The organism is Actinoplanes sp. 13, from assembly GCF_056134165.1.
The window spans coordinates 1-24,657 of the sequence record NZ_JBVYOQ010000007.1; the positions used below are offsets into that span (position 1 = coordinate 1).

The 24,657-nt window shown below is 69.9% G+C and carries 16 protein-coding genes; 8 read left to right on the forward strand and 8 right to left on the reverse strand.

What is annotated here, in order from left to right; genetic code table 11:
* The first annotated feature begins 146 nt into the window (after positions 1–146).
* On the forward strand, positions 147–1,367 hold the full coding sequence (locus tag AC0NH5_RS16445; protein WP_474404456.1) for a sensor domain-containing phosphodiesterase: 1,221 nt from the start codon (positions 147–149) through the stop codon (positions 1,365–1,367).
* Between the two features lie 28 nt (positions 1,368–1,395).
* On the opposite strand, the gene AC0NH5_RS16450 is transcribed toward AC0NH5_RS16445, so the two are convergent.
* Positions 1,396–2,196, reverse strand: a complete 801-nt coding sequence (locus tag AC0NH5_RS16450; protein ID WP_474404458.1) for an NAD(P)H-dependent oxidoreductase — start codon at positions 2,194–2,196, stop codon at positions 1,396–1,398.
* Entirely contained in the window at positions 2,193–2,810 is a 618-nt protein-coding gene (locus AC0NH5_RS16455; protein WP_474404460.1) for a TetR/AcrR family transcriptional regulator, read from the reverse strand. Before AC0NH5_RS16455 ends, AC0NH5_RS16450 begins: the two co-directional genes overlap by 4 nt.
* Positions 2,811–2,937: 127 nt before the next feature.
* Here AC0NH5_RS16455 and AC0NH5_RS16460 point away from each other — a divergent pair, with 127 nt between their 5' ends.
* The 4 genes from AC0NH5_RS16460 to AC0NH5_RS16475 all read left to right on the forward strand — a co-directional run bounded on the left by AC0NH5_RS16460 (position 2,938) and on the right by AC0NH5_RS16475 (position 11,263).
* A complete protein-coding gene (locus AC0NH5_RS16460) occupies positions 2,938–4,545 on the forward strand; it encodes a methyl-accepting chemotaxis protein (protein WP_474404462.1) in 1,608 nt (535 codons plus the stop codon).
* Positions 4,546–4,743: 198 nt separating this feature from the next.
* A complete protein-coding gene (locus tag AC0NH5_RS16465) occupies positions 4,744–5,283 on the forward strand; it encodes a hypothetical protein (protein ID WP_474404464.1) in 540 nt (179 codons plus the stop codon).
* A gap of 118 nt (positions 5,284–5,401) precedes the next feature.
* Positions 5,402–8,968, forward strand: coding sequence for a response regulator (locus AC0NH5_RS16470; protein ID WP_474404466.1), 3,567 nt, complete (start codon positions 5,402–5,404; stop codon positions 8,966–8,968).
* A 288-nt stretch (positions 8,969–9,256) separates the two neighbouring features.
* Positions 9,257–11,263 carry an ATP-binding protein gene (locus AC0NH5_RS16475; RefSeq protein WP_474404468.1) on the forward strand — a complete coding sequence of 669 codons (2,007 nt, stop codon included), beginning with the start codon at positions 9,257–9,259 and terminating at the stop codon, positions 11,261–11,263.
* Positions 11,264–11,683: 420 nt separating this feature from the next.
* Here the strand turns inward: AC0NH5_RS16475 and AC0NH5_RS16480 are convergent, their stop codons facing one another.
* Positions 11,684–14,053 (reverse strand): acylase, encoded by a 2,370-nt coding sequence (locus AC0NH5_RS16480; RefSeq protein ID WP_474404470.1) that lies wholly within the window; start codon positions 14,051–14,053, stop codon positions 11,684–11,686.
* A 442-nt stretch (positions 14,054–14,495) separates the two neighbouring features.
* On the opposite strand from AC0NH5_RS16480, the gene AC0NH5_RS16485 reads away from it, so the two are divergent.
* Positions 14,496–16,544 (forward strand): NACHT domain-containing protein, encoded by a 2,049-nt coding sequence (locus AC0NH5_RS16485; protein ID WP_474404471.1) that lies wholly within the window; start codon positions 14,496–14,498, stop codon positions 16,542–16,544.
* On the forward strand, positions 16,532–17,725 hold the full coding sequence (locus AC0NH5_RS16490; protein ID WP_474404473.1) for a hypothetical protein: 1,194 nt from the start codon (positions 16,532–16,534) through the stop codon (positions 17,723–17,725). The genes AC0NH5_RS16485 and AC0NH5_RS16490 overlap by 13 nt, the downstream gene beginning before the upstream one ends.
* Positions 17,726–17,763: 38 nt before the next feature.
* Here AC0NH5_RS16490 and AC0NH5_RS16495 read toward each other — a convergent pair whose 3' ends face one another.
* From AC0NH5_RS16495 to AC0NH5_RS16505, 3 genes are all read right to left on the reverse strand, one after another.
* On the reverse strand, positions 17,764–18,276 hold the full coding sequence (locus AC0NH5_RS16495) for a VOC family protein (protein WP_474404475.1): 513 nt from the start codon (positions 18,274–18,276) through the stop codon (positions 17,764–17,766).
* 140 nt (positions 18,277–18,416) lie between these two features.
* Complete coding sequence (locus AC0NH5_RS16500; RefSeq protein WP_474404477.1) at positions 18,417–20,228, reverse strand: trypsin-like peptidase domain-containing protein; 1,812 nt, start codon at positions 20,226–20,228, stop codon at positions 18,417–18,419.
* On the reverse strand, positions 20,206–20,541 hold the full coding sequence (locus tag AC0NH5_RS16505) for a CU044_2847 family protein (protein ID WP_474404479.1): 336 nt from the start codon (positions 20,539–20,541) through the stop codon (positions 20,206–20,208). Before AC0NH5_RS16505 ends, AC0NH5_RS16500 begins: the two co-directional genes overlap by 23 nt.
* Positions 20,542–20,762: 221 nt before the next feature.
* Here AC0NH5_RS16505 and AC0NH5_RS16510 point away from each other — a divergent pair, with 221 nt between their 5' ends.
* Entirely contained in the window at positions 20,763–22,025 is a 1,263-nt protein-coding gene (locus AC0NH5_RS16510) for a low temperature requirement protein A (protein WP_474404481.1), read from the forward strand.
* A gap of 143 nt (positions 22,026–22,168) precedes the next feature.
* Here the strand turns inward: AC0NH5_RS16510 and AC0NH5_RS16515 are convergent, their stop codons facing one another.
* Positions 22,169–23,953 carry a glycoside hydrolase family 15 protein gene (locus tag AC0NH5_RS16515; RefSeq protein WP_474404483.1) on the reverse strand — a complete coding sequence of 595 codons (1,785 nt, stop codon included), beginning with the start codon at positions 23,951–23,953 and terminating at the stop codon, positions 22,169–22,171.
* A gap of 73 nt (positions 23,954–24,026) precedes the next feature.
* A complete protein-coding gene (locus tag AC0NH5_RS16520) occupies positions 24,027–24,611 on the reverse strand; it encodes a TetR/AcrR family transcriptional regulator (RefSeq protein ID WP_474404485.1) in 585 nt (194 codons plus the stop codon).
* Positions 24,612–24,657 lie beyond the last annotated feature (46 nt).

Consider the following 24,657-nt stretch of genomic DNA (forward strand, 5'->3'; position numbering starts at 1 on the left):
CAGCCGGCCTGCGGCCTCAGCCGGCCTGCGGCCTCAGCCGGCCTGCGGCCTCAGCCGGCCTGCGGCCTCAGCCGGCCTGCGGCCTCAGCCGGCCAGATGAAATGCCGAAGAGAGGTCGACCACCGTCGTAATCATGGGGGACGCCGATGTCGGAACGTTCCGAAACCGGTCAGCAGGTAGCAGAGTTGCTGCGCACGGCCCGGCAGTCACTCGGTATGGGCCTGGCATTTCTCAGTCGCATGGACGAGACGGTGCAGCACCTGGAAGTGGTCGATTCCGTCTTGCCATTGCAGGACGGGATGACGCAGCCTCGGGCCACGTCATTCTGCCAGCTGATTATGGATGGTGCCCTGCCGCCGGTGATTCCGGACGTCACCCGTTTCCCGGTTGCTGCCGGGCTTCCCGGGACAGAGCAAGGAATCCGCAGCTACATCTCGGTACCTGTGGAGCTCAGTGACGGGACGGTGTACGGCACTTTCTGCGGGGCGGGATTCGCTGCTGATCCGCAGCTCACCGAACGCGACCGTGTGCTCATGGAAGTGTTGGCACATGCGGCGGCAATGATTCTGGAGCCGGATGTCCAGCGCCGGCGCCGTAACGCCGCCATCGAGAGCAGGCTGCGTCCCGTGATGGACCGAGGTGGTCCTGTGGTGTTGCTCCAGCCGATCGTCGACCTCGCGACAGGTCGCCGGGTCGGAGCCGAGGCACTCAGCCGGTTCCCGCAAGAGTGGCGCCGGCCGCCGGATGAGGTCTTCGCCGATGCGGGCCTCATCAACGAGCGGGAGAATCTCGAACTAGCGGCCCTGCGACGCGCCGCGGAACACCTGCCGAACGTGACCGGGTACATCGCCATGAACGCCTCGCCGGCCACGCTGTTCGCGCCGGCGGGTTCGGACCTCCTGACAAGGATGCCGCTCGACCGGATCGTTCTCGAGTTGTCCGAGCACGACCCCATCCGCAACTACGAGAGATTAAGGGCGGTCCTGGCGCCGTTACGGGCCCAAGGAATGCGCCTGGCCATCGACGACGTCGGTGCAGGCTACTCGTCATTACGGCACATCGTCGCCACCGAGCCCGATGTGATCAAGCTCGACCGCAGCATCGTGAGCGGAGTGGCCGGCGACGCTGTGCTGAAGGTCGTCGTCCACGCTTTGGCGGAACTCGCCGATGCTGTGGGCGCCACGGTCGTCGCGGAGGGCATCGAGACGGCGCCGGATGCGGCCGCTCTGGCAGATCTGGGCATAGCGCTCGGTCAGGGATGGCACTTCGACAAGGCCACGACGGCGGCGGAGCTACGGGACCAGTACGCCCTGGCAACACCCGACGCGCCCGGCTCGAGGCGGGAGCACCCGGTCAGAGCGGTATGAGGGCTGAACAATCACGATCGCCCCGGCCCTAACGACCCACGGCGAGGTGGATGCCGAGATCGGTACGGCCAGGCAGCAGGTCGTCACGCAGAGCCCGGGTTCCGTGGTAGTCACCATCGCGCAGACGCCGGTAGGGGCGGGCCGGTTCGGTGCCGACAGCTCGCAGCCTCGTCCGGAGCCGTTCGACCTCCCGTTCGACGCCGTCGTTGTCCAAACCGTCCGCGTCATGAATGACGTGCAGGCCGAGTGTCTCGATGCCCACGTACCAGAGGACGCCGTGGGTGATCGGGAACAGCAGTGACTCGAGATCGCCGCTGATCCCGCGCGGGCCGATCGATCGGGCATCCTCCCCGGCCGTCACCACCACGAGAGCCCTGCGCCCGACGAGGCCGCCGTCGCCGTAACGCCGTGGCACCCCGAGCTCCGGATCGGAGTCGCCGTAGGCGAACCCGCTGGTGAGTACCCGGTCGAACCAGCCCTTCAGGATCGCCGGTGGCCCGTACCACCACAGTGGGAACTGCACGACGAGCAATTCGGCCGCGGCCAGCTTGGCCTGCTCCTCGCGTACATCGGTGGGCAACTGATCCCGCGCGTAGGCCTCGCCGGCCAGCTCGGCGATGTTGCCGGCCGTGCCGGCGAGATCGCCGAGGTCGCGGTCGCTGAGCACGGGATCGAAGCCTTGGGCGTGCAGGTCGGAGGTCAGCACGTCGTAGTGCTCCGACAAGGCCTTGGTTCCCTCGCTGTACAGACGATCGTTCAGTGATCCGCGGAGCGGGTGCGCGTAGAGCCAGAGGGCGGTGCCCGGCGTCGTGGGATGGGTGATCGTCATGGGGCCGGCTCCGTGGGGGCGGGCCCGTCGCCGGCGGCGAGGGCGGTGATGACGCGGGTGAGGGCGCCGCGGGCGCGGGCGGCGCTGATCCGGCCGGCGAGCGCGCTGCGGGCCAGGGCGTCACCGGCGCCGATGAGCGCGTGCAGTCCGGCGGCGTCGATCGGGCCGCAGAGTGGTTCGAGGGCTTGCCGGCACCGGGCGAGATAGGCGACCTCGGCTTCCTGGCGTACCTGGCTCAGGGTGGACGAACCCGCAAGGGCGGCCACCACGTCGGCCAGCTCGCGCCCTTCGGCGAGGCAGCAGTCGATGTAGGCGCCGGCGACGACGCTCGCCACCGCCCGCAGCCCGGGCCCGGCTTCGGCCAGCGCGACGTCGAGCGCCTCGTGCTGACGCGCCTCGAACTCGCGGTACAGCTCGGCCAGCACACCGGCCCGGTCGCCGAAATGCTCGTACACCAAAGGTTTGGTCACTCCTGCCCGCTCGGCGAGCCGGCCGAGGGTGAGCTCGTCGGTGCCCACCTCGCGAATCAGCTCGCGGGCCACTTCGAGGAGCTGAGCGTGGCGGTCCTGCTTCGACAGCCGCCGCCGCGGAACGGTGCCGGAGGTGTCCTTCATCGATCCTCCCGAGACAACTTACGAATCGTAACTTACCATGAGTAGGTAACTGGCCGTCCCAGCGGCTCAGTTCTGGTCACCGCGGGCCGACTGGGAAGAAGGGAACTCTCATCGGCAAGGAGTGCACGTGGGTGACGCCGGCACCGCAACGGACAGCGGCGGATGGTTCGCCAATCTGCGGGTCAGTACGAAGATCCAGGTCGGCATCGGGATCGCCGCGTCAGCCGCGGTGCTGGTGGGGCTCACCGGATTGGTCACGATCTCCGACCTGGGCAGCAAGAACGAGGCGCTCTACAGCGACAATGTCGCGCCGCTCACCTCGCTTGCGGCCATGTCACGGCAACTGCAGGCGATCCGGGCCCGCTATCTCGAGTACGGCGTGGCCTCGGCGGCGACCCGGGAAAAGATCGGCGAGCAGATCGCCGAACGGGACGAGCTGCTTCAGGCGGCGCTGGGCGAGTACCGGCCCGGCGCTGTCGAAGTGGCGACCGTGGACGCGTTCGAGCAGGCCTACCAGGACCTGACCGCCACGGCCCGCGACACCCTGATCCCGCTGGCCGTCAAGCGTGACGTCGCCGGGTTCGCGACCGCCTACCGCGAGACGTTCCTGCCGCAGATGACCAGGGCGGCCGACGCGGTCGAAGCCGAGAACGAGGCACAACTCGCACAGGCGGCGCAGCGAGCCGCGGCCGGCCGGGAATCGGCGTCTGCCGCGCGGCGAACCCTGATCATCGTGCTGATCGCCGGGGTGCTGGCCGCGGTGCTGCTCGGCGCGTACGTCTCCCGGGTCATCGTCCGGCGGCTCGACATGGTCAAGGCCTCGCTCACCGCGATGGCCGGCGGCGACCTGACCGCCAAGGTCGATGTTCGCGGCCGTGACGAAGTCGGCCAGATGGCCTCGATGCTCGCGGTCGCCCAGCAGCAGACCCGCGACGTCGTCGCGTCGGTCGGCGCCGCGGCGCAGAGCCTGTCCGCGGCCGCCGAGCAGACCTCGGTCATCGCCAACCAGATCAGCGAGGGTGCGGCGACGGCGTCACAGCAGGCCCGGGTCGTCTCGCAGGCGTCGGACGAGGTCTCGCAGAGCGTCAACACCGTGGCCGCCGGCTCGGAGGAGATGGGCTCGGCGATCGCCGAGATCGCGCGCAGCGCCAACAACGCGGCCGAGGTGGTCGGCAAGGCGGTCGGGATCACCGCCTCGGCCAACCGGACCATCGGCACGCTCGGCGATTCCAGCCGCGAGATCGGCGACGTCATCCGGGTGATCACGGCGATCGCGGAGCAGACCAACCTGCTGGCGCTCAACGCCACGATCGAGGCGGCCCGGGCGGGCGAGACCGGCAAGGGTTTCGCCGTCGTCGCCGGCGAGGTCAAGGATCTCGCGCAGGAGACCGCGCGGGCCACCGAGGACATCGCCCGCCGCGTCGAGGCGATCCAGGCCGACAGCAACCAAGCGGTTGCGGCGATCGGGGAGATCAGCCAGATCATCGGCCACATCAGCGACTACACGACCACCATCGCCTCAGCTGTCGAACAACAGAGCGCCACCACCGCCGAGATGAACCGCAACGTGGGCGAGGCGGCGAACGCGACCGGCCAGATCAATCAAAGCATCACCAGCGTCGCCGAGAACGCCCGCACCACGGCCGAATCGGTACGGGACGCGCAGCGGTCCGCGGCCGAGCTGTCGCGCATGTCCAGCGAGCTGCAGGCGGCGGTGTCCCGGTTCGTCTACTGACACGAGTCAGGACGAGACCTGGGTGGCCCCGATCGGCTCGGTGCAGCGAAGTCCCGCATGTGCTTCACGCACCGCGATTGCCGCGCAGCCTGCCTCTGAGCGGTGTGCTCAGCCGGTCGGTGAGCAGGGTGGGATGGGGCGGCAGCATGCCGCTACGGATACCGTCCGGGCCCGAACCGATGAGCTGTTGGAGTTCCGATGCTGTCCTGTCCCGAGGCGTCGCACGAAGGCCGTAGCGAACGCGTGATCGGCGCAGGCATCGCGGTGGCGGTGACTGGGGTGGTCTTCGCCGCGATCGGTGGTTTTGTCGGGCTTTCCGGGCCTTCGCCTGGCCTCGTGGTGACCATGGCAGGTACCGCAATCGTGATGGCTTGTGGTGTAGCGCTGGGTGCACTGATCCGGTCGACTGCCTCCACGCCGGCGTCGCTCGGACAGTGGACTCGGCGATCGGCGGCCGGCGCCGTGCTGTTGACGCCGACTGCGCTGCTGGCCACTCAGCCGTTCCCGGCCGATGGTTGGTCCTTCGCCAACTGCGGGACGTTGGTTGACCTGTACCGTCCAGCCGGTTCCGACTTCACGGAATTCCGGCTGGCGTGTGATGCCGCCACCCGTGATCGTCTCCTCCAGGCAGCGATTCTGGCTGCTGCGGGTTGCCTCGTGACTGTGGGATACGGACTATGGCTTCGTCGCCGGGCGCGTAAACTCCGCGACGACGTGGCGTCGGCCCCTGTCGAGTAGTCCACCGTCCTGTGTTTGGCGCTTTCCTGCTGCGACGGTCGGCGGCGACGCCCTCCGCGCAGGAAGCATCGGACGACGGAACCATCAACCCGCGGTGAATGCCGCCGATCGTTCGGGCGTGACGGAGCCCACCGGAAAGATGCCGACGCCAGCACCCGGTTTGTGGGCCCCACGAGTACGTCGACGGTGGCTGTTCGCGCTCGCGGGTGCTGTGCTGGCGCCGCTGCCGATTCTTTTGATCGTTCGTGCGGTGCAGGCGTCGGCGGACCATGTGGCGATGATCGCTACGACTTCGGTGCTGTTATCCGTGGCCGTTGTCGCCGGCGTCATCGTTCGAAGCGGCCGGACTTTTGCAGATGCCGGAGCGCGGGCAGGCTTCCGGCGTGCGGTCCTGCAGTCGTGCGCCGGCTGCCTGGCGCTGCTGCTGCTGCCGTTGGGCGGGTTGACCTATCTTGCTGTGCGGGAAGCTGATCAGACCGTTCGGACCGAGGTGGCCCGCCGCTTGGCCGTCAGCGCCGATGCCGGCGTCGCTCACCTCGACGACAAGCTCGCGGGGCTCAAAACACTGATCGCCTCATATGCGGAGCGGCGGTTGCTGGCCGCTGAGCTGACCCGTTCCAGCGGTTCGACCCGGGCCGGGTTGGAGCGGCACGTCGCCGGACTGGCCGCGCGGGACGAGTCGTTCCTGGGCGCTTGGGTGCTGGATGCGTCCGGGGTGATGATCTCCTTCGACCCTGTCGAGGAGGCGGCTGGTCTTGTCGGCCGCAACTTCGCGCACCGTGACTACTTCCGCGGCGCGGTGCGTACACGAGCGCCGTACATCTCCGAAGCGTTTGTCACCTCGTTGCCCGGCAAGCCGCGGGCGGTCGCGGTCAGCGCACCGGTCATCTCCGATGGCACCGTGGTGGGCGTCATTGCGGTCGGTTACAAGGTTGAGGCGCTGGCGTCGTTCACTGACCGGCTCGCTGCGGCACAGCAGGTGCGGCTGCAGGTCACCGACCGCAACGGCACGCTCCTGAACACCGTCGCGGGCTTGCCGTCGCTCGCCGGCGACGAGCACGTGACGGCGGCCCTCGCCGGGCGCAGTGGGGATGGCCGCGACACCGTTGACGGGCTCGAGCACGTGGTGGCCTACAGGCCGTTGCCACACGTGGACTGGGCGGTCGTCGCGCAGGTTCCGGCCGAGGAAGCCTTCGCCGGCGCACACCGGTTCACCGGCCGGCTCGTGGCGGTTGCCTCCCTGCTGGCCGAAGTGATTCTGGTGACCCTTCTGCTGTCGATCCGGGCGGAACGGCGTCGTCGTATGGCGGAGACGCTGGTCGCCGAGCGGGAGGCTCAGCTCAGCGGCATCCTGGAAGCGGCAGGTGACGCGTTCGTGTCGATCGATGCCCGCGGGCGGATCAACCGCTGGAACACCCAGGCAGCCGCCACGTTCGGTTGGACGGCGGCCGAAGCGGTCGGCCGGCGATCGGACGAACTGTTCCCCACGTCCGGCGATGGCTCGGCCCCGACTCTGGGTCAACTGTTGACCGGATCGGTGTCGCACCAGCTCGACCGGCGCATCGAGAGCCTGGCGTGCCGCCGCGATGGCGAAAGCTTGCCGGTGGAGGTCACCGTCTGGGTCTCGACCGATGACGGATCCCGTCACGCGTTCGTGCGCGACATCACCGGCCGGCGGCATGCCGAGACTGCGGTGGCCGACGCCCGTGACCAGGCCCTGGCTGCCTCGCGGATGAAGTCGGAGTTCGTGGCGAACATGAGTCACGAGATCCGCACGCCGATGAACGGCGTGATCGGCCTGACCAGTCTGCTGCTGGAGACCGAACTCGATGCGCGGCAGCGCGACTACCTCACCACCGTACAGAACTCCGCGGACGCACTGCTGAACGTCATCAACGACATCCTCGATTTCTCCAAGATCGAAGCTGGGAAGCTGGACATCGACCCGATCGACTTCGACCCACGCGCTGTGGTGGAGGACGTCGTCAGCCTGCTCGCCGCTCCCGCGCAGGCCAAGAACCTTGAGATAGCGGCCGTGGTGGCCCCGGCGATCCCGCCGGCGCTGCGCGGTGACTCCCACCGGATCCGGCAAGTGTTGACCAACCTCGCGTCCAATGCGGTGAAGTTCACCGACCGCGGCGAGGTGACCGTGGCTGTCACTGTCGGCGACGCCACTTCCGACGGCATCCGCCTGGTGACCTTGACCGTGACCGACACGGGGATCGGTATCCCCGCCGACCAGCTGACCAGCCTGTTCGATGCGTTCACCCAGGCCGACGCGTCCACGACCCGCCGGTACGGCGGCACTGGCCTCGGCCTGACCATCAGCCGTCAACTCGTACAGTTGATGGGCGGCACCATCGACGTCACCAGCGAACCGGGAAGCGGCAGCCGCTTCACCGTTACCCTGCCACTGACCGACGCTATCGAGCCGCTGTCCACCTCGGTGGCCGACACCACCCCCTTCACCGGCGTACGGGTACTGATCGTCGACGACAACGCCACCAACCGGACGGTGCTCACCGACTTGCTCACCGGCTGGGGCATGCAACCTGAAGCCGCCGCCGACGCCGACGCCGCCCTGCACCTGTTGCGAATCGCCGCCGAGCAGTGCGACCCGTTCCCGGTGGCGCTGCTGGACATGCACATGCCCGGCACCAACGGCCTGGACCTGGCCCGCGCGATCACAGCCGACGCCGGCCTGACGGCGACCCGCCTGGCCATGCTCACCTCCACGGCGATGGCCGGCGAAGTACAGGCCGCCCGCGAATGCGGCATCGCCGTGCACCTCACCAAGCCGGTACGCGCCGCTCAACTTCGAGCAACACTGTCCCAGCTCATCATTCCCGGCCGACCGCCCACCGACGCCACACCCTCTGACAACCAGCCTCGCCGATCCGGCGGGCGGATCCTCATCGCCGAGGACAACGAGGTCAATCAGCAGGTCACCGCCCATATGTTGGCGAGCCTCGGCTACCAGGCCGACATCGCCGCCAACGGTGAACAAGCATTGGGGCTACTGCAAAGCACGCATTACGATGCGATCCTGATGGACTGCCAGATGCCGGTACTGGACGGCTACGCCGCAACGCAGCGACTGCGCGAACTGCCCGCCCCGCTCAACCGGATTCCGGTCATCGCCCTGACCGCCTCGGCGCTGGTCTCCGACCAGCAGCGTTGTCGCGACGCAGGAATGGACGAGTTCCTCAGCAAGCCGCTGCGCAAACACGACCTCGACACCATGCTGCGTAGCGTCCTCACGGCCACACCACCGATCACCGCGGCACCGCAGCCGAGCCCCGACAGCACCCTGCACCTGCTCGACAATGACGCCCTTGACGAACTACGCGACATGGGACCGGCCCTGTTCGAACGGTTCCTGCCCAATTTTCTGCACAACAGCCAAGCCACCGCGGCGGCCATCACTGCGGCGGCAGTCCGCCAAGACATGAACGAACTGGCCAGACTCGCCCATAAACTGCGTGGCAGCAGCGGCACCTTCGGCGCCCGGCGACTCGCCGAAACCTGCACCCACCTCGAGCACGCAGCCCAACGCGGCGACACGACCGCGATCACCACCCTCGCCACCACCATCCTGCAGCAAACCACGGCCACCGGCCACGCCCTGATCACTGAGCTACGGTCATGCACCGAAGTCAGCGGCCGCGATCCCCGTGACGACTGACGTTCACCTGGTCAACCATGGCCGGGCCGGCAACAGAGGCCTTGAAGTGCGTGGCACCGACTCGCCGGCCTCAACTCACCCGCACAGAGCACTCGGCGCCCGTCGAAGGCTGAAGGACGACCTCGACGGGCCATCATCGTCAACAAAGGTCGCCACATGAACCGCGTCCGCAGAGACCCGCCCGCGGCGGCGGATCGAGGCCGACAAGGTGACCACCGGGAATTAAGTTCCTTGCCACTCGATGCCGAAGAGGCAGGAAAGGGCTGATCCGAATACGAGGTGGGCCGCATGAGACTTCCCAGGGCCGTACCCCCCGTTGCCGGCTTCGTGGCGCTGTACCTGATCGCCGTCATCGCCGGCGCGGGCACCGCGTCGGGCGACGCGGGGGCCCCGATGATCTGGCCTGCCTTCGGAGTCGCGGCGATCTGGGTCGCGGTCAACCGTGACTCTCGTTGGCGCTGGGCCGCACTGGCGGCGATCGCCCCGCTGACCGTGGCCGGGTTCGCCGTTGCCGGCATCAACCCGGCGTCCGCGCTGACCGAAGGATTGGCCGCAACTCTGGGTGCGGTGGTGTTCACGGTTGCCGCCCGGCGCTGGCCGCCCGACAGCGGCGGCAGGCCGCTGTCAAACCTGCTGGACCTGTGGCGGCTTCTGCTGTGTGCCGTCATCGCTGCCTCGGCCGCCACCCTCCTGCGCAGTCTCGACGACGCGCTGCTGACCGGCGGCTCGGGATTCACCCCGATCCCCGTGGCTGCCCTGATCGTCCGCGACGTGGTCGCGATCCTGGTCTTCGGTTCAGCCACATGGCTGCTCATCGATGTGCTGCGCGGCCACCGTCACGGGCTGTCCCGCCTGGGCGTGGCGTTCGCCCTGGAATGTGTGGCCATCTTCGCCGCCTCGGCCGCCGCCTACTGGGCCGTGTTCAGTCAGCACAGGCTGCCGATCGGGTTCGTCCTGATCCCGCTGACCGTGTGGGCGGCCGCGCGGATGCCCAGTCCGCTGGTCATCGGGCACGCCGTGGTCTTCAATTGCGTCGCCCTGGCTTTCACCGCGACCGGCCACGGACCGTACGCGGCGGTGGCCGACTCGGACCTGAGCATGCTGTTGATTCAGGTTTACGCCGGCATCCTCGCCTCCGTCGGCTTCACCCTCGCGCTCAGCCGCGACGAGCGGGACAGCCTGATCAAGCGCCTCCAGGTCTCCGAGCAGGAAGCCACCGACAAGGCCACGATGATGACAACCGTGATCGACGCGATGACCGAGGGCCTCGCCATTCTCGACCACAGCGGCCGCCTCGTCCTGCGTAACCCGGCTGCCGGCCGCCTGCTCGGCTCCGTGCAAACCCTCACCGGCGAAGTGGCGCTCGGCAGTGACCACGGATTCTTCCGGCCCGACGGCACACCGCTGACTGACGCCGAGCTGCCACATGTGCGGGCCCTGGCGGGCGACGAGGCCGGCCCGATGGACATCCTGGTCCGCAGCAGCACGGCGCCGGAAGGGCGAGTGGTCCGGTTCAACACTGCCCGGCTCAACTCAGGTCCCGGCCACGTGGTCGTGGTTTTCCACGACGTCACCGCCGATCGCCGGCACCGCGACGAGCTGATGTCCTTCGCCGGACGGGTCGCGCACAACCTGCTCAATCCGCTCACCACCATCGAAGGCTGGTCCGAGGTCCTGGAGCAGGAACTAGCCGGATACCAGCCGGCCGAGCGAGTGCATCGCATCCAGCGGGCAGCCGCCCGTATGCGCACGTTCCTCAACGGGATGCTGGCCTACACCGCCACCCGCGACGGCAAGATGATGCGCACCACGGTCAACCTCACCTTGCTCGTGGGGGACATCATCAACAGCCGCATCGATCACGCCGAAAGCACCGGCAAGCCGCCGCCGCACTTCGAGGTCGGCCGATTGGACCCGGTCGAGGCGGACCCGGTGCTGCTGCGGCAGCTCCTGGAAAACCTGATCGACAACTCACTGCAGATGATGGCGCCGGGAGTCAAGCCCTACCTCGCCATTTCCTGCCAGCCCGACCCGAATGGCCTGCTACGCATCGACATTCTCGACAACAGCGTCGGCATCCCACCAGGACAACGACACGAGATCTTCACCAACTTCCACCGTGACAAGAACTCCGGCGCCACCGGCCTGGAATTGGCAATGTGCAAGCGAATCGTGGAACGGCACGGCGGGACCATCGAGGCAACCGCCAATCCCTACGCCACCGGCACCCGGATGTCCTTCACCCTGCCGGCGGGGCGCTCCGCCTACGCCCGAACCCTTACCACCACCGGCTGAAGACAAGGGACCGCCCGCCGGGCACGGAAATCCGCCCACCATCACCCGATCGACGACGATGTGATCGAAGACTGGGGGCTGGTACGGCAGCCACCGTTCGTGAGGTGACCTCGAAAGGCCACCGCTCGGTAAGGCCTGGCTGAAGGGCGTCGTCCGGCTGAGATCCGCTGAGCCTTCGTGCCCTCGTTCGGGGTGCTGATGGCGGCCGGCGCGCTGGCCCGAGCCGGGACCCTGCATCCGGCGGTGGTGATTGGTGTCGCCGCCGCGGCGATGGTGGCGGGCGATCTGCTCGCTCACCGCACCGGCCGGGCGCTGGCGCGACTGCTCGCCGGCGGCTTGGCCGGCGCGGTGCGGCGGACCGCCCTCTCACCGCGTCCGGGTGGGTCGAGCCGGTTCTCGCGGCGGTCCGCCGGACCCGTGTCAGCGCCCCCGCTGGACCACCCGGTAGGTACGCAGATGCGGGTCGGCCGCGATCTGCGTCTCGGTGTACTTGACGGTGTCCCAGCCCTTCCGGGCGTAGAGCCGCGTCTGGTCGGCGTACCAGGGCGAGTTCGGGTTCGTCGACTGGGAGTAGGTCAGGATCTGCCGCCCCGACGGTCCGTGCGGGCCGAGTTCGACGGCCATGACGAATGATGATCCGTGGACGACCTTCGGGTAGCCCACACCGGGCACGAGCGGGTTGGTGATCACGTTGAAGACGCCGGCCTCGCCGCGGCCGCCGTGGATGGGGATGCGCCGGTCGCCGCGGGTGTCGGTGTGGATGTCGCCCAGCTTCGCATCGAGCCGGATGCCGGCGAGCCGTTGCACGGCGTCGGCGAGCGCGGTGCGTACCCGGGGGTCGGTGGCGTTGAGGCGGCGCGGGGTGCGCACCGGGTCGGTGACGTCGAAGGTGTCGGCGAACCTGATCCCGCCGGCCAGGGCGAACTCGGTGAACAGGTGCGCCCCGCGGCTGTCCAGGTCGACGCGCAGGTCGAAGCGGGACAGCGCCTCGCAGGCCGCGGTGAGGTCGACGGCCGCGCCGTTCGAGGCGGTCGCGGCGGGCTGCCGGCGGCAGAGAGCGACCAGGTCGTCGCGGACGAGTTCGGCGCCGTGGACCCGGTTGCCGAACATGGTCTGCCACAGCCGGCCGGTGGTGAAGCCCTTGCCGGGCAGGCCGTCCGTGCCGGCGAGGCGTTGCCCGATCTGGTCCAGTCCGAGCCGGGTACGCAGGCTGCGTTCGGTGCGTTCGGCGCCGAGAATCCGCGGGAAGCCCTCCAGCGGCGCCGCCGGACTGGCCAGCCAGTGGCTGTCGTTGGAGTTGGTGACGTAGTCGTCGCGGAAGCGCACCGGCAGGTTGGCCGGCCCGAGGATGCCCGGAACCGCGGCGTCGGGGTCCGTGCCCAGCGCGCAGTCCGACCGGGAGCCGTCCAGGACCGCCTGGCCGCTGCCGGCGTAGAGCTGCTGGAAGGGCGCCGGGATGCAGGCGGCGGCCAGGGCGTGGGTCACCCGGGGTACGACCGAGTGGTCCCCGTACAGGGCCTCGCCGCGCGCGTCGGCCGCGATCACGTTGACCCACGGCAGGAACTGGTGCCGGTCGAGCACCGCCTTGAGCTGGCGGACGTCCTTGGCCTGACCCATCCGCAACCACCCGTCGAAGGCGCGGTTGTTGCCGGCGTTGACGTCGGTGACGGCGTACGCGGTGGCCGGCGTCCAGTCGAAGGTGCCCGGCACGACGGCCACCGGACCGTAGCGGGTGTCGTGGAAGGTCCGGCTGACCGGGCCGCCGCCGGTCTGCACGGTGACCGTGCGGGAGCGCATCTTCTCCGCCCGGCCGTCGACGTAGTAGGAGGTGGGGTCCCCCGGCACCAGGCTCAGGCGGTGCCAGACGAACCGGCGCGCGGTGGAGACGGTGTGACTCCAGGCGAGCGTACGGTTGTGCCCGATCTCGATGATCGGGTCGCCGATCAGCGCCGCGCCCTCGACGTCGTAGCGGCCGGGCACCTTGAGATGCATCCGGTAGAAGCGTTCCGCGCCCTGCCACGGGAAGTGCGGGTTGGCCAGCACCATCCCGCCTCCGTCGGTGGTGGCCCGCGCCCCGAGGCCGTAGGCGTTGCTGCCGATCCCGGCGCTCGCCCCGTCGCGGGCGGCGACCACCGCGGCGGCGCCCGGCGCGTCCGGGACTGCCGCGGACCCGGCGGCTGCCGGTGGCGCGGCGGCGACGATGCCGTCGAGCAGCGCCCGGGAGCCGGCCCGGACCATGCTGGCCCACGACGTACGCCAGATGTCGGTCTCGGTGAGCGGGCGCACCCAGGCCTTGCCCCGGCACGCCGGGTCGGTCAGACCCTGCACGCCGGTGCGGCGCAGGAAGTGGTTGTAACCGGCGACGAAGCCGCGGATCTGGGCACGGACGTCGTCGGACGGCGACTGCACCCCGTCACGCCGGCCCTCCAGCAGCCGCTCGACGACGCGGTCGTCGATCGCCTTGCGATAGAACAGGTCGCTGCGCACATCGGCGTCGCCGGGCCCCGCCGCCGCGAACCACCGGGACCGCTCACCGTTGACGGTCACCACCTTCTCGGCGATGACGCAGATGTTGTCCTCGGCCTGCACGTACCCGACGCCGAAGCCGAGCCCGGCGAAGTCGCCGGCGGTGATGTGCGGGACGCCGTAGGAGGCACGGCGGATCAGAGCCGAGTAGCCGCGATCACGCTCGGCGCCGGCGGCGGCGGGCGACGGTGCGACGAGCAGCCCCACGCCGGTCATCCCGACGGCGATCGCGGCTGCGCCCAGGCGCACGGACAAGGCTGTCATGGCGGCATCCCCCTCGATGCGATGCCCGGCGGCTCCATCCGGGACAGTCACGCTCCCGGCCCATCCTGCCGCCGTCGGCGCCGCTCGTACACCCCTGTGGGGGCTGGAGCTTGCCGGAAGCCGAGGGTGTGCAGGGCGTGCCCGCAAGAGCCGACAACCACCAAGCGTGCCGAGGCCCGTGCCGGTGACCTGCCCGGACGTCGTTTGTCCGGCAGCGGTCGGTGGTTGGCGGGATGGCGCATGGTGAAGCCGGCACGGCTGGTGGCCGTCGGGGTTCTGACTCTCACCCCGCTCGCCAGCGCGGGTCGCGCGGGGACCGGCGGTGGTGAGCAACCTCGAGTGGCACCCCGATAGCAGCTCGCCCGGTGGAAGTGACCTTCCCACCGTGGTCATGGGAGGACCTTGGCTGTCCGTCAGAGATTGGTGACGGGCGGGAGGGTGCATGGTGAAGCCGGCACGGCTGGTGGTCGTCGGAGTGCTGATACTCAGCCTGCTCGCCATTCCGTCGATCATCAACCTGCTCACCGATCGAGCTCCGGAATGGCTGAAATCGCCGTTTCTGCTGCTGCCGATGCTCGGGATGGCGTTCGTGGTGGTCGCGATCGACACGGTCCGGCAGAGGCGGCAGACCGACGGCGGGGGACCGGTCGGCAAGGACGGGCTGTACGCGGAGCGGCTGATCGGTGGCATCCGGCGGACGCTGGACGGGATGGACCGTGGCTCGATCGCCGCGGAGGCGGGGGTGCAGCTCGGTGAGCTGGCCCGGCTGCCGCTTCCGCTGAGGGCGGGCAACGACGGCATCACCGGCGCTGCGGATCTGGTCCGGACTGTGGCCGAGGAACGCGGCGGGTTCTCGGTGGTCGTCGTCGGTGAACCGGGATCGGGCAAGAGCACCCTGCTGCGTGATGTGGGCTGGTCTCTGGTCGAAGAGGCCGACCGCCGGCGCAGACGCGGTCAGGAGGCAGTGGTGCCGGTGCCCGTCGACGCCGGCACCTGGCGAGGCGGAACCGAGCTGGAGGCCCACCTACGGGAGACGCTGCGGGCCCACGCGGTTCCGCCTGGTGTCACCGACCGGTGGCTCGGCGAAGGCACGCTCTACCTACTGGTCGACAATCTGGGCTGGCTTCCGGCCACCCGGCGGCGGAAAGTGATCGATGAGCTGAATGCGTTCCGGGGACGCTGTCCGGCGATCGGCATGCTGGTCTGCGCCAACGAGGACGATCAGACGGACGCGCTGGGTCTGCAGACGGTCACCGTCGAACCGGTCAGCCGGGAGCAGGTACTACTGCATCTCGATCGGGCAGCGGAGTCCCACCAGGAGCTGCGGGAGGTGGCCGGCGGGTCGGCGGCGTTGGTGGAGGCGCTGCGTAACCGGCTGTTTCTCACCGCCGCGCTGCTGGCATTTCCGGATCGCGGTGGGTGCCGGGTGGCGCGGTCGGCCGGCGAGCATCCCCGGGAGGCGATCATCTGGGCGTACGTCGAAACGATGCTCGCGCGCGACCCCGGCCTCACCGACCGGGAGTCGTTTCTCGGCTGCCTGAGCTGGATCGCGAAGCAGATGGAACGGATGCAGGCGTTCTACTTCCACGACTACCTGATGTCAGGCTGGCTGCCGGGCACGGGCCGCCGCCGCAGCGTCGGCATCCTGATCGGCGTGCTGCTCGGGCTGGTGCAGGCGGTGGCTACCGCCGTGATCCTGGTGCCGCGTCATCCCATCGTGGGTTTCGTGGCGGCCGCGGGCCTTTTCCTGCTCAGCGTCGGGGTGCGGGTGCCGGACTGGCCGGCCACGACCGAGCCGGTGCACACGTTCCGGCTGCGCGGGTCGTGGTCGGTGCGCTCGTTCCGGCGGGGCTTCCGGCGGCCGATCGGTTTCGTGACCATCGCCTGTGTGGTGTTCGACGTGTCCCAGCTGTGGGGGCACGTTCCCGGGTGGGCCGCCTACGATGCCGCGCAACGGCGTCAGGTGCTGGTATTCGCTCTGGTCGCGGTGCTGGCGGTCAGCGGGCTCGGGTTCATACAGGGATGGACGCTGGAGGCCGTGGACACCAGGAACTGGGTGGCGGCGATGGAACCGCGGCCGTTCGGGCCCTACCTGATGCGGGTGCTGCGGTGGGCGGCGATCGGGGCGGTCGTCGTCGGAGCGGGTGCCGCGCTGGTCCTCGCCACAGCCGGGTTGATCCTGCGCTGGGGAGAGCCGGTGGACCTGGGGCCGGCGGTCGGTGACGGGCTGCTGGCCGCGGCGGTGGTGTTCGTGGTCGTGCTGGTGACGATGCTGGGCGTGCGTGTCGAGGTCGCGGTGGTGGAGGCGCTGCTGCGTGACGACGGGCTGATCCCGCCGGACCTGCCGGCCTTTCTGGGGCGGGCCGCCCAGCTCTCGCTGGTGCAGCGGACCGGTGGTGGCGAGTTCGCGTTCAGCCACCAGATTCTGCGCTACTACTTCGCCGGCCGGGAGCCGGCGCAGGGGCCTATCGTGGGCACATGTCGGAGGTGACGGCCCACTACACCGGTGAGGTGGTACCCGACTGGGAGAACTCCGCGCTGGACGCCAGGCCGTACCCCGAAGACGGTCGACTGTCGGCGCTGGACGCCCAGCTCACACCGCTGATCGAGGCCGTCTACCATGCGGCGTCGGCCGGTGACTTCGACGCCGCTGCCGCGATCCTGTACAACCGGCTCTACCTCGGCCCCCGGGCGCGGCTGACGGCCACGCTCGGGCGGTACGAGGTGGCCCTGGAGTTGCTTCGGCAGTTCTATCCACGGCACGACGTCAGGCTGGACCCCCGCACCGCGAGCCCGCACTCGCGCCGCTGGCTGCTGCACGAGACCGCGGTCTGCCTGCACGCACTGGGGCAGCTCGACCAGGCGACCTCGCTCGCCGGCCGGGCGGCGACCGCGGCCCTGACCGTGCACGACCCGCACAACGCGGCGCTCTCCTGTCACAACCTCGCCGAGACCTATCTGGCATCGGGTGCGCTGGCGAGCTGCCGGGCGAGCGCCGATGCCGCGCTCGCGCTCGCGGCGCAGTCGGGGGATCAGGAAGATGCGCTGATGGCGCACACCACCATCGGTCACCTGGACGACCTGACCGACGCGCCGCGGCAGGCGGCGGCGGCCTATGCCCGGGCGTTACGGATCGCCGCCGACGACACGGCTGTGCCGCTGCTGTTCAGCCTCAGCGGAGTGCGCTACGCGGCACATCTGCTGGCCGGCGCCGACACGGCGGAGGCTCTGCGGGTCAACCGGAGCAACCTGGAGTTCTGCCGGGAGCAGGGGTGGACCGCCGACGTGGCGCAGATCCTCGGGCTGATGACGCTCATCGGCGGGGACGACGACGCGCTGCGGCACCTCTCCGACGAATCAGCCGACCTGGCCCGCGCGACCGGCAACAAGCAGGTGCTGGCCGAGGTGCTGGTGAACCAGGCCGGCTTCGCGAACACCCGAGGACGGGGCGTGGCGGCCCAGGTCGCGGCGGGCGAGGCGATGAGCATCGCGCAGGCGTACGGGCTACGCCGTGTCGAGGTGGACGCCCGCACCCAGCTCGCCCTGGCGTACGACGACGGCGGCACCATCAACGCCCGCGCGGAGGCGCAGCTCGCCCGCGACCTCGCCGCCGAGCTGGGTTACACCCGTGGCCGCCGGGTGGCCGAGCAGGTGCTGGCCCGGCTCCAGTAGTGGACACGACTTCAGACCCCGCGGTGCCAGGTAATGAGTCAACTGCTTTCGCGACTTCGACCTTGCTGCGCCCGGTTACGCATCTCGGTGTCGAGGGTCCGCTGTGCGTCCTCCATGATCGCCGATTCGGTGGGATCGGCGAAACGCTCCATCATGGCGGCCTCGCCGACGTCCTCCAGATGCGTCTGGATCCACCAGATGTTGCCCGACGGGTCCTTCACCCGGCCGCCGCGGTCGCCGACGATGCCGGAAGTGGCCACCTCGGTGATCAGGGCGCCACCCGCGTCGATCGCGCGAGCCACGGTCTCGTCAGCATCCTCGACGTAGACACTCAGGAAGGCGGGGGTCTCCGGCCAAGCCTTCGGCGCGTCGAACACCATGATGACCGAGTCGCCGATGACGGTCTCGGCGTGGCCGATGCTCCCGTCAGGGTTGTTGACCCGGCCGACCTCGGCCGCGCCGAACACCCGCGCCACGAAATCGAGGAACTCGGACGCGCTCCGCACAGCCACGTAGGGCGTGACCGTCGACTTGCCGCCGGGGATATGCATGTCTTCACCTTTCCGTCGAGACTTGGAGTCTCACCCCGATTGCGGCCACTATCCGACCGCAGCCCGCACTGACTCCTGGTGCGGCGGCCGGACCTGTTTCCGAAGGTCTCCAGCTCACATCACGAGCGGCGGCTGCCGTCCTAGGCGCTCGCGTAGTAGTGGTTCGCGAGCAGCCGGTGGATCGCGACGGGCAGGCCCGGTTCTGCCTTGTGCAGCTGGGCCCGGTAAAGGTTGCGCAGCACCGGGTGGGGCACGTAGCCGGCCGGACTCTCCCGGACCGCCTCCGAGCGCAACAGCGCGTTCAGGTCCGGTGCGGTGTCCGGGCCCAGGCCGGCCGCGGCCAGGGCGGTCAGCACGGCGGTCAGCGCCTCGCCGGGCAGAGGTCGGCGGGCCATCGCGAGGACCTGCAACGCGCATCGCTCGATGGGGGTGCGGCGCTCCTGGATGGCCTCGCCGACCGCCTGCAACCGGCCGGCGAAGTCGTCGTCACCGGGCAGCTCGATCCAGCGCCGGCCCGGGCCGACGTAGCGGCCGCGAAGGTAGATGGCGGCCGCGGTCAGCGCCTGCGGATGCCCGCCCCAGTCTGCGACGATGTCCCGCAGGGTGGCCGGGTCGCCGGCGACGCCGTTGGCGACCAGCAGGGCCACGCCTTCCTCGACCGGCAGCGGGTCCACGTGCACGGATGCCACGCCCGGCGTGTTCTCCAGTTCGAGCAGGGGCAGGTCGCTGGTGACGATGGTCAGGGTGCGCTGGTCGGCGGAGACCAGGTAGTTGATGAAGTCCCGGAGCGCCCCGTTCTGGAAGTATCCGTACAGCTCGGGTTCGCACCGTTGATAGGACGAGACGTCGTCCAACACGATGACCGACCGGGCCGGCGCGCTCTGCATGAGGTAAGCCGCCAGGTTGGCCTTGGCTGCCGCCGACGGGAAGTTCCGCCCCTCCAGCGCACCGTCGGACAGGTGACCGATCAGCGCGACGAGGAAGTCGTCCTCCTCCTGCTTCGCCGGGTCGAACGTCCACCAGAACGGTGGCGTCCGGCCGGGTGCACGGGCGAGCCACTGCCGGACGAGGCTGGTCTTGCCGATGCCGGACGGCCCGAACACACCGGCCAGCTTCGACGCAGGGTCGGCCCGGGCCTGATCCAAGAAGTCCAGCAGCGGACGGCGCCCCACGTACCGCCCGAGGTGCTCGGGCGGCTCCGCGAAGACCGCGGATTCGTCGATCGCACCCGCGGCGGCATCGAGGAGAGCGGGATGCAGCACCGGCTTGGCGACCGGTCCGAGCGGCAGCGAGGTCGACACGATGGCGTCGGCCACCGGTGAATGCGCCAGGAGCCCGGCGTCGACCGCGAACGCCAGGTCGCGGTCGCGCGGCGACTCCCCGGAGTCCCACACCCGGAAGACGAACCCGACCACCAGGTTGCGCGTGGTGTCCAGCACCGCCGACCCGCTCATGCCGGCGTCCAACTGCGGGGAGGTGAGCTGCAGCGGTTCCAGCAGATAGTTGCGTTCGGCGGGGACATGGCTCTCGATCACCCCCCGGGCCATCAGCTGGGGGTAGTCGTCACGCAGGCGGAAGCCCCAGCTCTGGAACGGCTGCCCGTCCGCCTCGTCGCCGGCCGGGCCGCACACCCCTACCCGCTCGGGCGGGACCGGCCCGCCCGCGAGCTCCAGCACCACCAGGTCGTCCTCGTGGTCGGGCGGATGCCACGCCACCTTGGCCAGCCGGTCGACGGCCCCGTGCAACGGTGTCTGCGGTAGCCGGACCAGGACGTCGTCGCCGTAGCTCACCCGCGGGTCGACACCGCAGGCCTGCACCACGTGTGCGCAGGTGACGGCAAATCCGGCGGCGGAGACGAGAACACCGGTGCCGGCCGGCTCGCCGGTCCGGGCATCACGGATCTCGACGCTTATCTCCCGGAGCCGCTGCCTACGGATTCTCGCGGTTCTCATCGCGTCCGCCGTCGTCCGCGGCCCACCGCAACGTCACGAGTAGGTGCCCCTCCGCCTTCGAGCGCGCGATGAGCGCCCCCGCCTCGGCGTCGAGCTTGATGCCGAACTCGACCTCGACCTCGTCGGGCCGGCGGGCCAGGCTCTCGATCGAGCCGGTGACACGGTCGGCGACGTCGTGGAGGGACTGCATGGCGGCCTCGATCGCGGCGGCCGAGCGCACTGCCAGCGCCGCGGGTTTCGACGTGACGTCGCGGAGCCCGGCACGGGGCCCGAAGTCGACCAGGATGGTTGTGCCGGTAACCGGTTCGTCCATGCGGCCGTCTCCTCGATCGGGTACCGGGAGCCCGAACTCTATGACGGAAACCCCACCGACGGTGTCGGATGCCTGACGATCGACGAGCCGCGCTGCACGGCCTCGAGGCGGCCCCCCAATTACCTGATTACGTGATTACATACATGACGGCTCGATGGCGCCTGTCGATGCCGGCGGCGGAACAACCGGCGGGGCCGGGTCCTTACCACGGGAGGCAAGTAATGGATCACCGCGATGCCGTTGCGGACGAGACCCGCCCACCGACGGCCCCCGGGCGCGAACCTCGGCCCGGGGGACAGACGACGCCGCCGGCCGACTCGGTCACCCCTCTGGAGCTCTTCTTCGACCTGGTCTTCGTCTTCGCGCTGACCCAGGTCACCGCCACGATGGCGGCGCAGCTCAACGGGATCGGCCTGATCCACGGGCTGCTCGTCGTCGCGTTGCTGTGGTGGAGCTGGACCGGCTATGCGTGGCTCGCCAACCTGGCCCGCGCCGATCACGGCATCGCCCGGATCGGCATGTTCACGGCGATGGCGGCGATGTTCATCCTGGCGCTGACCATCCCGGAAGCGTTCGACGACGCTCCCGGCGGGCTGTCCGGCCCGGTCGTCGTGGCGGTGTGTTACTTCGTCTTCCGGTCGCTGCACCTGCTGCTGTTCTACATCCTGTCCCGCGGCGACGCCGGCCTGCGCGGCCAGCTGCTGCGGTTCACCCCGGCGATGCTGACCGGCACGGCGCTGCTGCTGGCGGCTGCCGCGACCGACGGCGCGGCGCGGACGTGGCTGTGGGTGACAGCCTTGGCCATCGACTACGCCGGAACCTATTTCGGCGGGGCGCGCGGGTGGCGGATCCCTTCCGTCGGCCACTTCGCCGAGCGGCACGGCCTCATCGTCATCATCGCCCTCGGCGAGTCGATCGTGGCGATCGGTGTCGGCGTCGCCCGCCTCCCGATCTCCTGGCCGATCGTGGTGGCCTCCACTCTGGGTCTGGCGCTGGCCGGCGGCCTCTGGTGGGCCTACTTCGGCATCAGCTCCGCGGCCGGGGAACACGCCCTGGCCGCGGTTTCCGGGGAGCGGCGGGCCACCCTGGCCCGGGACGCCTACAGCTTCCTGCACCTGCCGCTCATCGCCGGGATCGTGCTGCTCGCCCTGGGGCTGAAGAAGGCGCTCGAGTACGTCGGTGACGAACAGGCCCACGATCTGACCGACCCGCTCAAGGGAGTCGCCCTGGTCGCGCTCATCGGCGGGCTGATCATGCATCTGCTCGCTCAGGCCGCGTTCCGCCGGCGTACCACCGGCCGCCTCGATCCGGCGCTTCCGGCGGCGGCCGTCGTGCTGGCCCCGTTCGCCTGGCTCGGTGCCTATCTGCCCGCGCTGGCGACCCTCGCCGCTGTCGCGGTCATCACCGTCATGGCGGCCGTTCTCGACACCAGGCGCCGCGCCGCTTCGGCACCTCCCGGGTCCGGTGACGCGGCGGCGCGCTGACGGCGGCGCACCGGGCGCCATGGCTTCCGATCGCAGTCTGGTCGCCCCGACGTGATTGATCGAAGGCATACGATGCCCGCCCACCGCCGTGCATGCCCGGCCCGTACAGCGCCGCGTGACTGGAGCCGGAGGTTGAGTCCGGCTCAGAGGCCGGTGGTCGTTGCGGTGGTGTCGGTCGACAGCTGCCGGGCCGAGTTGATGAGCGGTTCGTGGCTGAAGGCCTGCGGGAAGTTGCCGACCTGGCGTTTGCCGACCGGATCCCATTCCTCGGCGAGCAGGCCGACGTCGTTGCGCAGTGCGAGGAGACGTTCGAACAGGTCGCGTGCCTCGCCGGTGCGGCCGACACCGTGCAGGGCGTCGACCAGCCAGAAGCTGCAGGCGAGGAAGGCGCCCTCGTCGCCGGCGAGCCCGTCGACGCCGGAGTGGGTGCGGTAACGCAGGACGAACCCGTCGTCGCAGAGTTCCTGCTGGACGGCTCGGACGGTGCCCGCGACGCGGGGGTCGTCCCAGGGCAGGAAACCGACGCGGGGGATGACCAGCAGCGCGGCGTCGAGGTCGGTGCCGCCGTAGTACTGGGTGAACGTGTTGCGGTCGGCGTCGTAGCCGCTGGTGCACACGTCGCGGTGGATGTCGTCGCGCAGGGCCCGCCACCGGTTGACGGGTCCGTCGAGGCCGAAGTGCTCCACGGCACGAACCATCCGGTCGGCACCGACCCAGGCCATGACCTTGGAGTGCACGAAGTGCCGGCGCGGGCCGCGGACCTCCCACAGCCCGTTGTCTGGCTTGTCCCAGTTGCTTTCGAGGAAGTCCATCAGCGCGCGTTGCAGTTCCCACGCGTCCGAGGAGACGGCCAGGTCGGTGGCCCGGCCGAGGTGCAGGCCTTCGAGGACCTCGCCCCACACGTCGAGCTGGAACTGTTCCGCGGCGCCGTTGCCGATCCGTACGGGCGTGGAGTTCTCGTAGCCGGCCAGCCAGGGCAGCTCGTACTCGGGCAGCCGGCGGGTGCCGTCGAGGCCGTACATGATGCGCAGGTCGGCGGGTGAACCGGCGGCTGCGCGCAGCAGCCACTCGCGCCAGGCGCGGGCTTCGTCGACGAAGCCGCTGGCGAGCAGGGCCTGCAGGGTGAAGGTGGCATCACGCAGCCAGCAGTACCGGTAGTCCCAGTTGCGGCTGCCGCCGATCTTCTCAGGCAGCGACGTGGTGGCCGCCGCGGCGATCCCGCCGGTCGGTGCGTACGTCAGGCCTTTGAGGGTGACCAGCGACCGGCGTACGGCGTCGTCCCATTCGCCGCGGTAGGTGCACTGACTCATCCAGTCCGACCAGAACGTCTCGGTCTCGGTGAGTGCCTTCTCCGGATCGACGGGGACGGGGGCGGGCTGGTGTGACGGCGCCCAGATCATCACGAACGGCACGCGGTCGCCCGCGCTGACCTCGAACTCCGCCCAGCTGGCCTGGTCCTCGCCGTGCACCGGCACGGGGCTGCGCAGCCACACCGCGTCGGGGCCGGCCACGGCGGTGAGCATGCCGTCGACGTGCCGCACCCACGGGACGACGGAGCCGTAGTCGAAGCGCAGGCGCAGCTCACTGAACATCCGCACGCGCCCGCGGACGCCCTCGACGATGCGGACCACATCGGCCGCCTCACCGCGGGGAGGCATGAAGTCGATCACCCGTACGGTGCCGTCCGGGCCGGTCCACTCGGTCTCCAGCACCAGGGAGTCGCCGCGGTACCGGCGGCTGGTGCAGGTGCCGCCGGAGACCGGTGCCAGCCGCCAGTGTCCGGCTCGTTCGCTGTCCAGCAGCGCGGCGAAGCAGGCCGGTGAGTCGAAGCGGGGAAGGCACAGCCAGTCGATGGAGCCGTCGCGGCCGACCAGGGCCGCGGTGTGCAGGTCGCCGATCATGGCGTAGTCCTCGATCCGCCCGGCCATCATGCACTCCTCGTGTCGTGGTGGTCGCCGACGGGCGACGGTCGCAGTGGTGAGCCTTCCAGGCCGATGCTCCTCACCCGTCGCCGGGCTTGGCGAGCGCCGCACCGACGAGGGCCAGCGCGAAGGCGCGCAGGTCCGAGCGGGACATCCGGCGCCGGCCCGGACCGGTGAGCTGGTCGAGCACCACACCGTCGATGCAGCTCACGAACCAGACGGCGGTGGATGCCGGCTCGGCGCAGTTCTGAGCCTCGAGCATGGCCGCTATCGCCGCCCTGAGCCTGTCTCCGGCGTCGATCAGTTCCGCTGCCAGCTCCGGGCGCCGGTGCGAGTGCAGCAGCAGTTCGTAGCGGGCCAGGTGGCGGTAGGCGTCAACGGTGATCCAGTGCCACATCAGGTCGGCGCCCATGTCCGCGAGCTGGTCGGCGGTCATCGCGCGCTCGGCGATGCCGGTGGCTGCGATCTCGAGCAGGTCGATCTCGGCCAGGCGCCGGACGCACGCGGCCACAAGGTCGTCGCGCTTGCGGAAGTAGTAGCTGGTCGATCCGGCCGGCAACCCGGTCTCGGCATCGACCGCCCGGTGCGTCAGCCCGCGAAGCCCTTCTCGCGCGATCAACCGCAGGCCCGCGTCGGCGATCGCTGACAGTCGCTCAGTTGACATGACGGCACTCTACAAGAGTAGAGTCGACTCTACCGATGTAGAGGCT

Coding starts and splice junctions, on each gene's coding strand:
- AC0NH5_RS16505 (WP_474404479.1), bottom strand. CDS start 20,541: ATGGACGAACCGGTTACCGGCACAACCATCCTGGTCGACTTCGGGCCC.
- AC0NH5_RS16480 (WP_474404470.1), bottom strand. CDS start 14,053: ATGACAGCCTTGTCCGTGCGCCTGGGCGCAGCCGCGATCGCCGTCGGG.
- AC0NH5_RS16455 (WP_474404460.1), bottom strand. CDS start 2,810: ATGAAGGACACCTCCGGCACCGTTCCGCGGCGGCGGCTGTCGAAGCAG.
- AC0NH5_RS16515 (WP_474404483.1), bottom strand. CDS start 23,953: ATGGCCGGGCGGATCGAGGACTACGCCATGATCGGCGACCTGCACACC.
- AC0NH5_RS16495 (WP_474404475.1), bottom strand. CDS start 18,276: ATGCATATCCCCGGCGGCAAGTCGACGGTCACGCCCTACGTGGCTGTG.
- AC0NH5_RS16485 (WP_474404471.1), top strand. CDS start 14,496: ATGGTGAAGCCGGCACGGCTGGTGGTCGTCGGAGTGCTGATACTCAGC.
- AC0NH5_RS16445 (WP_474404456.1), top strand. CDS start 147: ATGTCGGAACGTTCCGAAACCGGTCAGCAGGTAGCAGAGTTGCTGCGC.
- AC0NH5_RS16490 (WP_474404473.1), top strand. CDS start 16,532: ATGTCGGAGGTGACGGCCCACTACACCGGTGAGGTGGTACCCGACTGG.
- AC0NH5_RS16500 (WP_474404477.1), bottom strand. CDS start 20,228: ATGAGAACCGCGAGAATCCGTAGGCAGCGGCTCCGGGAGATAAGCGTC.
- AC0NH5_RS16510 (WP_474404481.1), top strand. CDS start 20,763: ATGGATCACCGCGATGCCGTTGCGGACGAGACCCGCCCACCGACGGCC.
- AC0NH5_RS16450 (WP_474404458.1), bottom strand. CDS start 2,196: ATGACGATCACCCATCCCACGACGCCGGGCACCGCCCTCTGGCTCTAC.
- AC0NH5_RS16475 (WP_474404468.1), top strand. CDS start 9,257: ATGAGACTTCCCAGGGCCGTACCCCCCGTTGCCGGCTTCGTGGCGCTG.
- AC0NH5_RS16465 (WP_474404464.1), top strand. CDS start 4,744: ATGCTGTCCTGTCCCGAGGCGTCGCACGAAGGCCGTAGCGAACGCGTG.
- AC0NH5_RS16520 (WP_474404485.1), bottom strand. CDS start 24,611: ATGTCAACTGAGCGACTGTCAGCGATCGCCGACGCGGGCCTGCGGTTG.